Annotated in this window: 15 protein-coding genes; 5 read left to right on the forward strand and 10 right to left on the reverse strand. The window is 34.1% G+C overall.

Annotated elements, in window-relative coordinates; translation table 11 throughout:
* Positions 1-617: 617 nt before the first annotated feature.
* The gene (locus tag BUC11_RS11435) at positions 618-1,853 is read right to left on the reverse strand and encodes an ABC transporter permease (RefSeq protein ID WP_073354184.1); all 1,236 of its coding nucleotides are present in this window, start codon (positions 1,851-1,853) and stop codon (positions 618-620) included.
* A 6-nt stretch (positions 1,854-1,859) separates the two neighbouring features.
* Here BUC11_RS11435 and BUC11_RS11440 point away from each other — a divergent pair, with 6 nt between their 5' ends.
* A complete protein-coding gene (locus BUC11_RS11440) occupies positions 1,860-3,074 on the forward strand; it encodes an exo-beta-N-acetylmuramidase NamZ family protein (RefSeq protein WP_073354185.1) in 1,215 nt (404 codons plus the stop codon).
* 62 nt (positions 3,075-3,136) lie between these two features.
* Here BUC11_RS11440 and BUC11_RS11445 read toward each other — a convergent pair whose 3' ends face one another.
* Entirely contained in the window at positions 3,137-3,631 is a 495-nt protein-coding gene (locus BUC11_RS11445; RefSeq protein WP_073354188.1) for a YkgJ family cysteine cluster protein, read from the reverse strand.
* Positions 3,632-3,716: 85 nt separating this feature from the next.
* Here BUC11_RS11445 and BUC11_RS11450 point away from each other — a divergent pair, with 85 nt between their 5' ends.
* Positions 3,717-4,424: a class I SAM-dependent methyltransferase gene (locus BUC11_RS11450; RefSeq protein WP_073354241.1), complete on the forward strand. Its 708-nt coding sequence runs from the start codon at positions 3,717-3,719 to the stop codon at positions 4,422-4,424.
* A gap of 147 nt (positions 4,425-4,571) precedes the next feature.
* Here the strand turns inward: BUC11_RS11450 and BUC11_RS11455 are convergent, their stop codons facing one another.
* From BUC11_RS11455 to BUC11_RS11490, 7 genes are all read right to left on the reverse strand, one after another.
* Positions 4,572-5,204, reverse strand: coding sequence for a 7-carboxy-7-deazaguanine synthase QueE (locus BUC11_RS11455; protein ID WP_073354189.1), 633 nt, complete (start codon positions 5,202-5,204; stop codon positions 4,572-4,574).
* A gap of 219 nt (positions 5,205-5,423) precedes the next feature.
* Complete coding sequence (locus BUC11_RS11460; protein WP_317041246.1) at positions 5,424-7,124, reverse strand: tetratricopeptide repeat protein; 1,701 nt, start codon at positions 7,122-7,124, stop codon at positions 5,424-5,426.
* Positions 7,114-8,034: a PstS family phosphate ABC transporter substrate-binding protein gene (locus tag BUC11_RS11465; protein WP_073354191.1), complete on the reverse strand. Its 921-nt coding sequence runs from the start codon at positions 8,032-8,034 to the stop codon at positions 7,114-7,116. The genes BUC11_RS11460 and BUC11_RS11465 overlap by 11 nt, the downstream gene beginning before the upstream one ends.
* A gap of 233 nt (positions 8,035-8,267) precedes the next feature.
* On the reverse strand, positions 8,268-9,065 hold the full coding sequence (locus BUC11_RS11475; protein ID WP_073354194.1) for an energy transducer TonB: 798 nt from the start codon (positions 9,063-9,065) through the stop codon (positions 8,268-8,270).
* A gap of 38 nt (positions 9,066-9,103) precedes the next feature.
* On the reverse strand, positions 9,104-9,652 hold the full coding sequence (locus BUC11_RS11480) for an ExbD/TolR family protein (RefSeq protein WP_073354195.1): 549 nt from the start codon (positions 9,650-9,652) through the stop codon (positions 9,104-9,106).
* Between the two features lie 19 nt (positions 9,653-9,671).
* Complete coding sequence (locus tag BUC11_RS11485; RefSeq protein ID WP_231379944.1) at positions 9,672-10,271, reverse strand: ExbD/TolR family protein; 600 nt, start codon at positions 10,269-10,271, stop codon at positions 9,672-9,674.
* Positions 10,272-10,360: 89 nt separating this feature from the next.
* Complete coding sequence (locus BUC11_RS11490) at positions 10,361-11,179, reverse strand: MotA/TolQ/ExbB proton channel family protein (RefSeq protein WP_073354199.1); 819 nt, start codon at positions 11,177-11,179, stop codon at positions 10,361-10,363.
* Between the two features lie 371 nt (positions 11,180-11,550).
* Here BUC11_RS11490 and BUC11_RS11495 point away from each other — a divergent pair, with 371 nt between their 5' ends.
* From BUC11_RS11495 to BUC11_RS11505, 3 genes are read left to right on the forward strand one after another with little or no spacing between them, the layout of a single operon-like run.
* On the forward strand, positions 11,551-13,071 hold the full coding sequence (locus BUC11_RS11495) for a helicase HerA-like domain-containing protein (RefSeq protein ID WP_073354201.1): 1,521 nt from the start codon (positions 11,551-11,553) through the stop codon (positions 13,069-13,071).
* A 49-nt stretch (positions 13,072-13,120) separates the two neighbouring features.
* Positions 13,121-13,483 carry a cupin domain-containing protein gene (locus BUC11_RS11500; protein WP_073354202.1) on the forward strand — a complete coding sequence of 121 codons (363 nt, stop codon included), beginning with the start codon at positions 13,121-13,123 and terminating at the stop codon, positions 13,481-13,483.
* A 44-nt stretch (positions 13,484-13,527) separates the two neighbouring features.
* On the forward strand, positions 13,528-14,787 hold the full coding sequence (locus tag BUC11_RS11505) for an NAD(P)/FAD-dependent oxidoreductase (protein ID WP_073354203.1): 1,260 nt from the start codon (positions 13,528-13,530) through the stop codon (positions 14,785-14,787).
* A 37-nt stretch (positions 14,788-14,824) separates the two neighbouring features.
* On the opposite strand, the gene BUC11_RS11510 is transcribed toward BUC11_RS11505, so the two are convergent.
* Positions 14,825-16,162 (reverse strand): FAD-dependent oxidoreductase, encoded by a 1,338-nt coding sequence (locus tag BUC11_RS11510; RefSeq protein ID WP_073354205.1) that lies wholly within the window; start codon positions 16,160-16,162, stop codon positions 14,825-14,827.
* Positions 16,163-16,214 lie beyond the last annotated feature (52 nt).

A 16,214-nucleotide genomic window follows, 5' to 3' on the forward strand; every position in this document is an offset into this window, starting at 1 on the left:
AAAAGAACGTTTGCCGTTGTTGCGGGTGCAAAACTAACTCCTTTATACCGGTATTCAAGCTTTTTTAAACTCTTTTTTTATCCTTTTCTTAACTTAATCTTTAACTTACTGAAACCGTGAATTTTGAAAGTAAAAGTTTTTTGTACTTCTCTCTCCCTTTCCAAAGCTAAGCATGTTAAAAGGATCAAAATCTAGTTTTTTTGTCATTATATCGCGCTAGCAGCGATCGGATATGTGACTCCTTTTAGACATTAATTGGTTCTCTAAACCTCTTTGTTGGGATTACAGACAAGATTAATACTGAAATCAGGTCCTTGAATGCAGTATCATCGAAGAAAGGTAGGAAGTTTTTATCGCCTGGGCAGTTGTTGCTTGTTTGTTTATTGCGGTTCTCATTGTATTAAGACATTCTATTCCTATATATAAGGTACACCGAATTCTAAATCAATTATACAACTCCCCGCGTTAGGGATAGTAGCAAAAAGCCCGCAGGCAAGTGAAGTGTAACGCAACTTGACGAGGACTTGTAGCGAATAGCCCGACCCTCTATAAAAAAGAGGCTACTACCCATTTAGATAATAGCCTCTTTTTTATAGAGGGAAACGCCCAAATGAAGTTTAATCGAAACGGATGGCTTTTACTGGTGAAATTTTAGTTATTATATAGGATGGAATTAGCAACACCAAGAAACAAACAGCAACTGTAAGAGCATTAAGCAAGGCTATATATCCCCAGTTCAAATAAACTGGGGCTTGATTGACATAATAATTTTCTGGATTGAGTTTGATGACACCAAAATGTTGCTGAATCAACAACAACGATATCCCTATGAGGTTTCCCCAAAACAGTCCTCTCACTATAAGGTAAAAGGCATTGTACAGAAATATTTTTCTAACTGACCAATTATTTGCCCCTAAAGCTTTAAGAATTCCTATCATTTGAGTGCGTTCAAGAATGAGCACTAAAAGCGCAACAACCATATTAATGGTGGCGACAAGTATCATGACCGCTAAAATTACTATAATATTAAAATCGAACAATTGAAGCCATTCGAATATATAACTGTATTTTTCGATTATGGATTTCGTATCTAACGTAGAAGACGTTTGTGCATAAACCTGCTCACCTGTTTCCTGAATAGTATTAAAGTCATCTACAAAAACCTCAAAAGCTCCCACTTGATCGGGACTCCATTTATTAATGCGCTGCAAGTGTCGAATGTCTCCTATTAAATAAGTGGCATCAAATTCCTGAAATCCAGAGTTAAAAATACCTGTGATTTTAAATCTTCGGATGTTTGGTAGTTTGTTTTGACTTTCTTTAATGAAAAACGTATTAAAAGAATCACCTACTTTTAGATTCAACCTTTTAGACAAGAATTGAGAAATTAAGACCTCTTGATTAAGCTCTTTTGAGAAATCAGGCAATTTACCTGAAACCAGATATTCTTTAATATTATTCCACTGGTAATCCTGCCCAACTCCTTTGAGGATTACTCCTTCGAAAGCAGTTTCGGTTCTTATTATTCCTGCTTTGGTTGCGATGGCTTGAATGTGACTTATTCCAGAAACTGAAGTGAACTTTGGATAAAAATCTTGTTTTTTAGAAATAGGAATAAGTGTAACTTCCGATTGATTATTATCATAATTCGAAATAATAATATGGCCATTGAAGGCAGAAATCTTCTCTCGGATTTTTTGTTGCAATCCAATCCCAGTTGCTACCGAAACAATCATCATGATCATTCCTATGGCAATTGCCGAAATTGCAATTTTTATAATTGGCGCAGATATACTACTTTTATAATCTTTAGCAGTGATAAGTCGTTTGGCAATAAAGTATTCTAAATTCAATTTGATATGGTATCTAGTTTGGTGTTCAAAAATACATTTTTATTATTTGTTTTACTAATCGTGTCTTGCGGAAGTTCGATAAAGATTAAAGAAGAAACAAAAAACTATACAAAAACTACAATAAAAAATCTCTTTCAAACAGTAAAAACTGGTGCTGCTAATTTTGATGCTTATCTGCCATTATTAAAAGATAAAAAAGTTGGTATTGTAACCAACCAAACAGGCATCTTACCCAATAAAACCCATTTGGTTGATTTCTTTTTAGAAAAAAACATAGCTATTCAAACTATTTTTGCTCCAGAGCATGGTTTTCGAGGAACTGCGGACGCGGGTGAACATGTAGTCGACGGAAAAGATTATAAAACAGGATTGCCTATTATTTCGCTTTATGGGGATAACAAAAAGCCCAGCTCCGAACAATTAGCTGGAATAGAGATCTTGGTTTTCGACTTGCAAGATGTGGGCGCACGATTTTACACGTACATTTCCTCTTTACACTATATTATGGAAGCTTGTGCCGAAAACAACATTCCTTTATTGATTTTAGACAGACCCAATCCAAACATAAGTACTGTAGACGGTCCAATTTTAGAAATGGAATTTACGAGTTTTGTAGGAATGCATCCCGTACCAGTACTTCACGGAATGACTATTGGCGAATACGCACAAATGATAAATGGAGAAAAATGGTTAAAACAAGGAATTCAATGTCAACTAACAGTAATTCCTTGTCTCAATTACAATAGAAATCTAAACTACAGTCTACCAGTAAAACCATCACCTAATCTTCCGAACGATCAAGCCGTTGCTCTTTATGCTAGTTTGTGTCTTTTTGAAGGTACTAATGTAAGTGTTGGTAGAGGTACAGAGAAGCAATTTCAAATTTACGGATCACCTTATTTACCCAACAATACCTTTAGTTTTATACCAAAACCAAATTTAGGTGCTAAAAACCCATTGCATAATGGAGTAAAATGTTTTGGCGAGGACCTAACCACTCAAACTAAACTGAATCAACTGGAATTGAAATGGCTTCTAAAAGCATATAACTCTACCTTAGATAAAGCAAAATTCTTCAATTCTTTTTTCACAAAATTAGTGGGAACTAAAAACCTCCAACGGCAAATAGAAAATGGAATTTCAGAAAAAGAAATCAGAGAAAGCTGGAAGGACGGCTTGCAAAAGTTTAAGAAAATGAACGCAAAATATTTGATTTATTAAAAATTAATCCTTTACTCGACAGAAAAGGATTGAAAATCACAATAGGGAGATATAATTGTAAATTATAATGGCAACTTCTTCTTCATTTCTTCTACTATATTAAAAGCAGCTGGGCAAATTGCGACGTTCTTTAACGTTAGATCTGTAATTTGCTGAAACTTCTTTCTGTCCGTATGCGGGAATTCGCGACATGCTTTTGGTCGGACGTCATAAATCATACATGCATTTTCATGATCTAAAAAAGTACACGGAACACTTTGCAAAACATAATCTTGGTCTTCATCAACATGCAGATATTGTTCTATAAATTGCTGTGGCTTTTGTCTCAAATATTTCGACACACGCTCAATATCTGCAGAAGTAAATAATGGCCCTGTTGTCTTGCAGCAATTAGCACATTTCAAACAATCTGTTTTTTTGAATTCAGCATCATGTAAATCCTGCATTACATAATCTAAATTTTTCGGGGTCTTTTTTTTCAGCTTATCGAAATACTTTTTGTTTTCGATATGCTTATCTTTGGCTTCTTTAGGAAGTTCGTTTAAAGTAGGTTTCAAATTGAAAGTTTAATTTTTTTGCAAAACTAACACTTTTTGAACGAGGATTATAGCTTTATGAATGTTGAATTTAGAATTACAAACAATGAAAGACCTTTTTGGCCAAGCCATACTCGATTATCAAACCAATAATTCTCCAGAGGATTTAATTACTGAGACTACCATCTCTGAAGAAGATGAAATGTCCGTTGCTTATTTATTCCGTTCGCACGACGAAATGCCATTAATGGAACAAAAAGCACTAGAACTTGCTAAAGGAAAAGTGCTAGATGTAGGTTGTGGTGCAGGAAGTCACAGTTTGTATTTACAAAACGAAAGAAATTTACATGTTACCTCAATTGATATTTCTACAAATGCCATTCAAGCCTGCACGCTTCGTGGACTTAAAAATGCACAAGTTCAAGATGTAATGACGATAGAAGATGAAAAATACGATACTATTTTATTATTAATGAACGGTGCTGGCATGTGCGGAAAGTTAAAAAACATCCCTAATTTTCTTTTAAAATTAAAATCATTACTGCTTCCTGGTGGTCAAATTTTACTGGACAGTTCTGATATCATTTATATGTTTGATGATGATGAAGATGGCGGCAAGTGGATACCTTCAAAAAACGAATATTATGGCGAAATAGTTTTCAACATCTCCTATAAAGGCGAGAAGGAAAAACCATTCGATTGGATGTTCATTGATTATAATACTTTGCAAAATGCTGCTTTAGATAATGGATTTCAATGCCAATTAATTCTCGAAGGGGAACATTATGATTATTTAGCAAAACTTTCATTTTAAAGTAATACCCTAGAAGGAGACAAGATAAAAATAAATCCTTCAATACTAAAAAAGTGAACAAGCTGGCAATTCAAAAAACCAATAGTTTCACACAAGGACTATAACGAAAAACCCCAAAACAGGATTAAATGTTTTGGGGTTTAATTTTTAAGGGATATTCAAATATTTATGTGTTTGTAATGATACGCGCCATTTGGGATTTTTCATGACATAATCCACAATTAACGGTGTCATTTCTTCTTTTTTGCTCCATTCTGGTTGAAGAAACAAAATAGCATTTGGATTTACTTTTTCGGCTTGTTCTTCAGCAAAAACAAAATCATGTTTATTATAAATAATTACTTTCAACTCGTGCGCATTATCATAAACGGTTTCTGTCGGTAATTTGTTTTTCTTTGGCGAAAGACAAATCCAATCCCAAGCTCCGGAGAGCGGATAAGCACCTGAAGTTTCAATATGAACTTTTAAATTTTGTTCTTTTAGTTTTTGAGTAAGCAAAGTCATGTCCCACATCAAAGGTTCTCCACCGGTAACCACGACAGTGTCTGCATACTTATTTGCATTTTCGACTATCAAATCAATACTCGTTGGCGGGTGCAATGCTGCATTCCAACTTTCTTTTACATCACACCAATGGCATCCAACATCACAACCACCTATTCGAATAAAATATGCTGCTGTTCCAGTATGAAATCCTTCTCCCTGAATGGTATAAAATTCTTCCATCAAGGGTAACATCGCGCCTTTGTTAACTTCTAATTGTATTTCTTTTGATAACATTATTTTATTTTAAAGTGCAAAGATAGTTAATTTGAAAAGGAGTTAATTTGAAATCGGTAGCTAATATTACAAACTTCGAAAATGCGTTAGCCATCAGCAATGTAATCCATAGTAAGAAATGAGAATTTTATCCTTAACTATTATTCTCTTAAAATATTAAGCACAAAAAAAACCGATAATCAAATGACTATCGGTTTCTATTATCCTTAAAAATTTCAACTATTTTAAAATCTTTATCGACTCAGCAGCATAACTATTTGCTGGATCTAAAGCAAGAGTTTTTTTAAAGTACTCAATAGCTTTAGGCTTGTCAGTGTTTGCAAAACTTGCTGCCATATTATTGTAAGATTCAATAATCTTAGTCTTAACGGCTGGTTTGGCAAGTTCTTCTGCTCCTAGTTCTGTAGTTTTTGCTACATAATCTTCATAATTCTTAACCATAACATCATCTTTTTCAAGTAATCTGTTGGTTCTTGCTTTATAAAGATAAGCTTCTAAATACGTTGGCGAAGCTACTAACACTTTATCAAAAGCTGCCAGAGCCTTTTCCAATCCAACTACATCAACTTTCACTCCTTTTTCTTTGTTTATGTTTGCGTAGTAATTCGCTAAACCAAAATAAACATTGTCATCAAGGAAATTTGAAGAATCATTGGTATTTGCACCATATTCAAATATTGCAGCAGCTTCGGTATACAGTTTTTCTGCAAATAATTTTTTACCTACTTCACTTAATTCTTGGACTGCTAAAGGTTCCATTTCAATCGCTTTTTTGATATCCACTAAACCTGCTTGAAAAGCAATTGGATCAATTGACAATCCATCAGCGCTAGTTCCTTTTTTAATTTTAGTTAAACCCAAATACAAATAATCTAATGCTATAGCTTTATTTCCTGGAGAAGTAATAAAACTGTCCAATGATTTAATAGCTACATCAACATTACCGTTTTTGTATGCAGCATATCCTAAATAACGGTAGATTCTTGGATTAACTTTGTCCAATTCTATCATTTTATTTGCTTCAGCTTCAAGTGCTACATAATCCTCTACTAAAATAAGAAAATCGGCACGACGCATTCTAGAATGAATAGAATAATCTGTTAAGGACATGTATTTATCGTAGTATCCTATTGCAGTTTTGTAATTTAAAGCAGCTTGAGATGGCTTGTTACGTGCTATTTTATAATACGTTTCTGCTAACTCTCTGTATACTGGTCCATAATTTGGATTCAGTGCAATTACTTCATTGTACGCTTTTAAAGCTTCATCATACGATTTAGCCCCTTTCAACAAAACTCCTAATTGCATTTTTGCTCTAAGCAAAGTATTGTCTGCCTGAAAAGCACTTCTATATGCAACATAAGCTTCATTTTGCTTACCATCACCATAATAAGCATCTCCTAAGGCCAGTTGCAATTGAGCATCTTGCGCATTATTAATTGCAGCTCTACTTAAAACTGCGATTGCATTTTTGTAATCTGGTTTCACCGCATTCATATAGGCTCTACCGATATAAATAAATTCTTCGAAATCTTTTCTTCTCATGTCGCCTGTAGCTAAAGCAAATTTAGCTTGAGCACCAGCAACATCATTTTTATCTAAATCCATTTGACCTAGACCAATGTGATTCAATTTAGCCCCATCAGAAGCGCTTAATCCATTTTGAAAATAAATCTTAGCAGAATCTTGTACATTTTGATTCAGATAAACATTCCCTAAAGTAAAAAATGCAGCTCCATTAGATGGCTTTGCTTTAATGATTGATTTTAAAATTGTTTTTGCGCTTTCAAATTGCTCCGCATCAATCGCTTTTTTAGCTTGATTAATATCCTGTGCTTGCAGCGTAAAAGCTGACGCCAATAAGGCAACACTTAACGTTGTAAATTTATTCATGTTCATTGTAGTTAAATTATTTTTCATCATTTTGGCTTTTAGTTATTGTAAATTTCCTCGCAGGAATACGTATAGGTAACAACCCGGATTTTAAAATTATTCTTTGTCCTACATCTCCACCAACGAATGAAGCGAACCCCATCCCTAGGCCAGAATAACCTTGACAGTTGATTATATACAAATCACGTGCCAAAGGGTATTTTTTTTCTGCTATATTATTTTGCGATGGCAAGTAGGATTCATTCCCTACGAGACCCGTTACTCTTAAAGCATTCACATTATCAACATACTTTTGCATCGCTGGCTGTGGCTGAGATAGCCAATTGACACCAACAACACCAATCATATCTGAATTTTCCGAAACATATTTTATCACTTCATCATTGGTTTTAAAGGAGAAAACCCCACTTTTAGGAATACTCTCAATCCCTGCCAAAGATTTCATGTAGCGCACCGTGCTTGAATTCAAATTGTCAAAAACCAATCCTTTAATTGATGGAGTAGACTTTCCTTGCATAAAACTTATGACCTCTTTAAGAGAGATTATCGAGTCTTGCTTATTCTTATTAGCAATAAACGCAATGGCATCTGTAGCAAATGGCGTTATTTTAGGGTTAATTTTTCTCGATCTAAAAATTTTCAATTCCTCCGCTGTCAAATTTCTAGACAAAATCGCTATAGCTCCTTTTTCATTAAATAAAGAGTTTAGGACTTCAGACTCCGATTTTGAAACAAGCTTTATCTTAGCCTCATAATTATTCTCAAATACGGCTACCTGATCCTCTATTATAGGAGACAACGTTTCATCAACAAAGACCGTTGCAGTACCTTTCAAAATAGTTTCCTCTTCCTTTGACGTATTAGTTTGATTACAAGAGTAACCTAACACTAGTACTAAGAAAAAAATAAAATATGGAAGTTTAGCAAATTTTTTCATAAACTAATTATTATTATCGTTAATAATTCGGAAGAATCTAAATGAAGCATAAGCTATAAGTAAAATTCCGAATGCGATTCTATACGCTGGAGACATATCTAAAGGGAAATTCTTCATGAAGATAATGAATAAACCTAATACAAGATATACCAGAAAAAACAAAATTCCTAAAACAAGAAGAAATCGCTCTTTAAGCGATTTCTTCCTAATATTACTAAGTATGTTATTCAACATTAATCTGCAGATTGAATAGTGATTGGAAGCGAATAAAGTACTCTTACCTTCTTACCATTTTGTTCACCCGGCGTCCATCTTGGACATTTTTTCAAAACTCGAATAGCTTCTTTTCCTGTACCATAACCAATATCTCTAATTACTTTGACATCTGTTAATGAACCATCTTTTTCAACTACGAAGGTAACGTAAACCTTACCTTTTAAACCTTCTTCTTCCGGTGTTTGATAGTTATCACCAACAAATTTATAAAATTTATTAATCCCTCCTGGAAAGTCAGGTTTAACTTCAATACCAGCAGTATTATAAATTTGATTATCTACCTCTTCAACTACCGCAGCTGTTCCTGTACCTACTGGTTCAACAGTTAAAACTGCATCAGGATCTCCTTTGATCGTAACTGCACCTAATTTTTTATCTTTTATTTCGACAGTTTTAGGTGGTTCCTCTGTAACTTCCTCCGCTTTAGCCACGACTGGTTTTACAAACTTCACTTGATCCACTTTTGGAGGTGGCGGTGGTGGTGGTGGGATATTCTTCTTTATCTCTTCCTTTTTAGGGGGCAATTTAATTGTAACAATTTTATTATCTAAAGTTTCATCTGCTTCGGTAGAATCAGGTAGTAAATTTAAAATAAGCGGCATACTGACTGCTAGCGCAAAAACAATTGCACCAAAAATAAGCGCTCTAACTGCAGTCTTGTTATTTGATTTTCTAAGTTCGTAAGCGCCGTAGGCCTTATTACGTCCCTCGAATACAATATCAAGCCATTGGTTTGTGAATATATCTAATTTCATTTTTCTTAATTATTAGGTTATTGAGTAGTAAGAAAATCTTATTTATCTTCTAACAATTTTAATTCTTCTGGAGAGAAATCATTTACAATTGCATTTGAAGGTACTCCCACAATATTCATCTCATCTAGTATATCTACTAAATTACGGTAGCTTGACTTTTTACTTGGTTTAATAATTACGATTAACCCTTTGTCTTTGTTACCAGTGTATTCAATTACTGATAATTTTCTTTTCAATAATTCTTTACGAATACCCTCTTTACCATAAGATATATCCTTAGGACCAGCAATTGGAGTTGCCAATAAACCCATATAATAAACCATTTTGTCATTATCACCTAACATCACCGTCAACGTACGGTTTTCGTCAACTTTAATGGGCTTTTCTTTGATTTTATCATCTTCCTTATCTGGCAAACCCAAGCTCATAGATTGAGGTTTAGACAGGGTCGTGGTAAGCATAAAGAAAGTAATCAATAAGAATGCCAAATCCACCATAGCAGTTAAATCTACTTTAGAATTTGCTTTTTTACTTCTTACTTTTCCACCTTTTTTGCCTCCACCGTCGCCGGTATTTAATTCAGCCATTTTAGTGTATGTGTTTTAATTATTTTTCTGTTGCTCTTAGACCAGTAACTAAACTAAAGTTATTGATTTTTTGATCCTGTAAAATATCCATTACTTGTTTAATAGCAGGATATTCTTCTTTTGCATCTCCTTTGATAGCAATTTGCAATTCTTTGTCGTTAACGTCAATATTTGCTATGCGAGAATTGTAGATCCATTCTTTCAGTTGATTGTCCAATGAATCTTTAGGGATTCCAGGTTGCAACCCCTCTTTATTGCGTTCCGAGGTTTTCATTCCAATCAACTGTTTTAGATTCGTAATTGGAACTCCAATACCTTCCATTAAAGAAAAAGTTTTAGTTTCCTCCTCTGTAAAGGTAACTCCATATTTTTGACCCATTAATTCAAGCGCTTTTATACGAACTTCTCTTCCTTTTAGGTCAAAGAATACTTTCCCTTTCCCAACAGTTATTGTAGCCAAATCAGTATCTGGCAGCTTGGTTTGAGTAACCGAAGCGGGCGTATCTACTGGCAATGCTTCCGGTATCTTTGCTGTAGCTGTCATTACAAAGAACGACAACAAAAGGAAAGCAACATCACACATTGCAGTCATATCAGTAGACCCTGCTTTCTTTTTCATTTTTATAGCCATTAATATATTTTTTAATATTTACAAGAAAATAGATTTCGTTTTCCAACTATCTATTTTCTTGTAAATTAAATTATTAATTATTTTTGTGTACTTCTGTAGTGTCTGTAAGTATTTACAATTGTGTTACCTGCCTCGTCAATAGAGTAAGTCAAATCATCAATTTTAGAAGTAAAAAAGTTGTAAGCTACAATTGCTAAAGCAGAAGTAGAAATACCTGTTGCAGTGTTGATAAGTGCTTCAGAAATACCATTTGCAAGAGCAGCTTGATCTGGTGTACCAGCAGCAGACAATGCACTAAATGCTTTAATCATACCTGTTACTGTACCTAACAAACCTGCAAGTGTACCCAATGAAACCATTGTAGAAAGCACAGTCATGTGTTTCTCTAACATTGGCATCTCTAATGAAGTAACCTCTTCAATTTCTTTGTGAATAGTTTCTGCAGCAGCTTCGCTATCAAAACCTTCTCTTTTAACTTCTTGATATTTCAATAAAGCTGATTTTATTGGATTTGCAACAGAGCCTTTTTGTTTGTCACATGCAGCAATAGCTGCTTCAATATTACCACTTTTAATATCGTTTTGTACATTTTTCATAAAAAGATCAAGATTTCCTGTACCTGAAGCTTTTGATATTACAGCATAACGTTCAAATGAGAACACAACAACCATTAATAACAAACCTAATAATACCGGTACAATAGGACCTCCTTTATATACCATTGCTAACATATTACCTGGCAGTGGATGACCTGTATTTACGCCGCCTTCGAAGTTAGCACCATTACCCATTATAAAATTCCATATTACCCATCCCACAAAAATACATGCTACAATAATGATTCCTGAGATCATTCCTCCTCCGTTTGCACCTTTTTCTTTTTTAACGTTTGCCATTTTTTTTAATTTTAATAGTTTTAAATAATTTATCTTAGTTATATTAAACTTGTAGTGGAGCAAATTTATATTTTTAGTTCAAATAAAAAAACTTTTTTTTATTTTATTACAATTAAATTTATTTCAAAAACATATTTATAGATTTTTACACTACATTTATATCAATATACGCAAACAATTAGGCATTATTATAAAATATAATATATATTTTTATGAATAATTAACATAATAATTCAATAAGATGCTATTTAGCAGGAAAACTATTATTTTACGGTATTAACAATAAAAAAGGAGGAAAACTGCGGTATACACCAAAATTGTTAATTTTAGAAAAATATAATATCTTGCATCGTATTTCAAAACAACCTATAATGGACACAAAGGAAAAATTTATTCAACAAATAGCACAAGGATATAGTTCTAAAGGTGAAAGCATTATTCTTGGTGGTGCGATTTTAGACGGAGAAGCTTTACCCAATACATTTGTAAAAGTGCCTTTAAAGACCATAAACCGACATGGCCTAATTGCGGGAGCTACCGGAACTGGGAAAACTAAAACCATACAAGTTTTTTCAGAACAATTATCAACCTTTGGAATACCTGTTTTAATGATGGACATCAAAGGTGATTTTAGCGGAATCGCAATGGAAGGAGAAGAAAAACCTTTTATAATGGAACGACATGCTAAAATTAACATTCCGTATTCCACTACACGTTTTCCTGTTGAATTATTAACTTTGTCTGAGCAAAATGGCGTGCGACTTCGCGCCACTATATCTGAGTTTGGACCCGTGTTATTTTCCAGAATTCTAAATTTAAATGATACACAGGCTGGTGTGGTTTCTGTCATCTTCAAGTATTGTGATGACCACAAAATGCCTTTATTGGATTTAAAAGACATCAAAAAAGTAATTAATTACATCACCGAGGAAGGGAAAGATGAAATTGAAGAACAATATGGCAAAATTTCCACATCGACAACTGGAACTATTTTAAGAAAAATAATTGAACTTGAACAACAAGGAGCAGACTTATTTTTCGGAGAAATGTCTTTTGACATAGAGGATTTAATGCGTATTGACGAAAACGGAAAAGGATACATCAATATTTTGAGACTAACTGATATTCAAGATAGACCAAAATTATTCTCCACATTTATGCTGAGTTTATTAGCCGAAATTTATCAACAAATGCCTGAAAAAGGAGATTCAGACCAACCAGAATTAGTAATTTTCATCGACGAAGCCCATCTGATTTTTAATGAAGCTAGCAAAACTTTATTAGAGCAAATAGAGACCATCGTAAAATTAATTCGTTCTAAAGGCATCGGAATTTATTTTATCACACAAAATCCTATGGATATTCCAAGTGGTATTCTGGCTCAGTTAGGTTTAAAAATTCAGCACGCTTTGCGAGCATTTACAGCCAATGATCGAAAAGCAATCAAACAAACCGCCGATAATTATCCAACATCCGAATATTACAAGACTGATGAAATTCTAACTAGTTTAGGAATTGGCGAAGCACTAGTTACCGCCTTAGACGAAAAAGGAATTCCAACGCCACTCGCAGCCACCATGATGCGTGCTCCGATGAGCAGAATGGACATTTTGACAGAAAGCGAAATTCAAGAAATCAATAGCAAATCAAAATTAGTACAAAAATACAGCGAACTTATAGATCGCGAAAGTGCTTATGAAATGTTGAATAAAAAAATTGCTGTTGTCGAAGAGGAAACAACCATACACAAGCAAACACAAGAAGATCAACAACGACAAAATCAGAGTTCTGATACAGCAAGTGCTGTTGGAAAATCTGTTTTAAAAGTTCTAACTAGTGCCACTTTTATCAGAGGCGCTTTTGGAATCTTGACAAAAATGTTTAAAAAATAAGTCAACCTGACCGCATTGTAAGGTTGATTCTAAAAAATGCAGCTCAATTATGAAAAAATATTTTATTCAAAACAAGCCTTTTATTGTACCAACCACTGATGGGAAATTAATAGAAGAGCATCACGGAAAGGCATCAACAGGTAATAATGACATCTCTATTGCTCACATGGTTGCTCCACCTAATTGGAGTGAGCCATTTCAAACTCCTGATTTTGAAGAATACACGTATATTATTAAAGGTAAAAAGCAATTTGTCATTGAAGATGAAACAATCATCCTAGAAGCAGGACAATCTATCAAAATCGAAAGAAACACCCGTGTACAATACTCCAATCCTTTTGACGAATCCTGCGAATACATCGCCATTTGTAAACCCGCATTTTCTATAGAAAACGTTAACAGAGAAGACTAATGCTGCAATAAATTGTATCTTTAGAATTCAAAAATAAATTTAATATGGGAATTCAAAAGAAAATTGTAATTATTGGTGCTGGTTTTGCCGGTTTGCGCTTGGCACAAGATTTAGAAAACACGGATTTTGACGTTTTATTAATCGACAGAAACAATTACCATCAATTCCAACCTTTAATGTATCAAGTAGCAACCGCAAGACTTGAGCCAGCAAGTATTTCATTCCCTCTAAGAAAAGTATTTCAGCATTCAAAAAATGTGCGAATTCGGATTGCAGACGTCATAAGTGTTGACTCACAAAATAAAATTTTAAAAACTTCTATTGCTGATTTTGATTACGATCATCTTATAGTCGCTTTTGGATGCACAACTAATTATTTTGGAAATGATGAAATTGAAAAATTTGCATTTCCAATGAAATCCGTTCCTGAGGCTATTCAACTTCGAAATCAAATTCTACAAACTTTCGAAGATGCTTTAATTGCTCCACCGGAAGAACTTCAAGCCTTAATGAACTTTGTAGTTGTAGGAGGTGGTCCTACCGGAGTTGAACTTGCTGGTGCTTTGGCGGAAATGAAAAAAAACATTCTCCCAAAAGATTATCCTGACAAAGACTTTTCAAAATTGACTATTTTTCTACTCGAAGGATCTCCCAACGTCTTGAACCCAATGAGTATCGATTCTCAAAAAACATCTCGCAAATATTTAGAAGAATTAGGTGTAATTGTAAAAACCAGCACCATCGTAAACCATTATGACGGCAAAAATGTAAGCTTACAGAACGGTGATATCATCAAATCAACTAATGTTATTTGGGCTGCGGGAATCATTGGAAACACCCTTGAGGGTATTCCTAAAGAAAGTATAACTAGAGGCAATCGATTTCTCGTGGACCGCTACAATACTATTGTAAATCTGGAAAATGTTTATGCACTTGGCGATATTGCTTTTATGGCTACTCCTAAATATCCTAACGGACATCCACAAGTGGCTAGCGTAGCTATCGAACAAGCCAAAGTTCTAGCGAATAACTTCAAATTTAGCTTGAAAAATAAACCGAAAATTGAATATGAATACCACGACAAAGGCTCTATGGCAACGGTAGGAAAGCGAAAAGCGGTTGTTGATTTACCCAAATTTAGTTTTCAAGGCAGACTGGCTTGGTTTACTTGGATGTTCATCCATTTAATGTTGATTTTGAGTGTCAAAAACAAACTCTCTATATTCATTACTTGGATGTTCAGCTATTTTAATAATGACAGTACTTTACGAGTCTTATTGAAACCGGCGACAAAAAATAAATAGATAAATCTGAAAAGGACTCCTTCAAAGAGTCCTTTTTTTATTTTAACAGTTCTAATATTTTATTTTCAACAGCTTTAGAGTCCCATATTTCTGCAATATTTTCTACTTTTAAAATTTCATCCATAATTGAATTTTGATAATCGCCAATAGCTAACGCTTCGGTATAAGGGCGATCACTAAAAGTAACTCTGCTGTAAAGCGGAATCCATTTTTCTGGATGTTTATCTGAGAATGATTTTTCGATTTTCTTTTGCAGAAGAAAGTTTTCATCTGCAGTCTTGGAGCTCATTTCTAAAAAATTACGATACGAAAGTTCCGCAATCGCATCTGCATTTGGTTTACGTGATTTTTGGTATTCAGAGAAAACTGTTTTCCAATCATCTCCATACTTTTCCATCATTTCGTAAAGCACGGAAATATCTTCAAAACCGGCGTTCATTCCTTGTCCATAAAAAGGAACAATTGCATGACTGGCATCGCCAATAAGCGCAATTTTATCTTCATAAGTCCATGGATAACATTTCATTGTCACTAACGTACTGGTAGGATTCTTAAAGAAATCTTCTGCTAATTTTGGAATTACATCTATTGTGTCAGGTAGATTTTTTTCAAAAAAAGCTTCCACTAATTTTATGTCTTTTAAAGATTCAAAAGAATTTTCTCCTTCAAATGGCATAAACAAAGTACAAGTAAAACTTCCGTCTAAATTAGGCAAGGCAATCAACATATACTCGCCACGAGGCCAAATATGAAAGGAATTTTTATCTAATTTATGTGTTCCGTCAGCATTTGCAGGAATGTTTAATTCCTTGTAACCAATGGGTAAAAATTCTTGCGAATAATCAAACATACTTTGGCGCTGCATGCGGTGACGAATTCTAGAAAAAGCACCGTCCGCACCAAAAACCATATCATATTTTTTATCTTCCCAGGCACCACGCTCCGTTTCTCCAATATGTAGCGTTGCATCATCTAGCGAAACGTCCCATATTTTATGTTCAAAAAAGAATTCAGCTCCTGCGGCTTCGGCTAAATCAATCATTTTCCTATTCAAAATTCCTCTTGAAATAGAATAAATCGATTCTCCTTCTTGACCGTAATTTTGAAAATTAAGCTTATCCACTAAGTGAATCGCGCGTTTTTCCATAGGAATTGCAATCTCACGCACGGCATTTCCTATTCCTACTCCATCCAAAGCTTTCCAACCTCGATTGGACATCGCTAAATTGATGGAACGACCAGAAAACTGTATTTTTCGGATATCAGGACTTCTATCGTAAACATGTACCGTGTGACCCGCTTTACGAAGATAAATAGCTAATAAAGATCCTACTAATCCAGAACCTACAACTGCTATTTTTATGGGAGTTTGCATTATTTATTTATAAAAAGTTAAGCAAAATTACTCATTTATTATTTTAGCTCCT

The sequence above is a fragment of the Flavobacterium xanthum genome (genome assembly GCF_900142695.1).
Classification (GTDB): domain Bacteria; phylum Bacteroidota; class Bacteroidia; order Flavobacteriales; family Flavobacteriaceae; genus Flavobacterium; species Flavobacterium xanthum.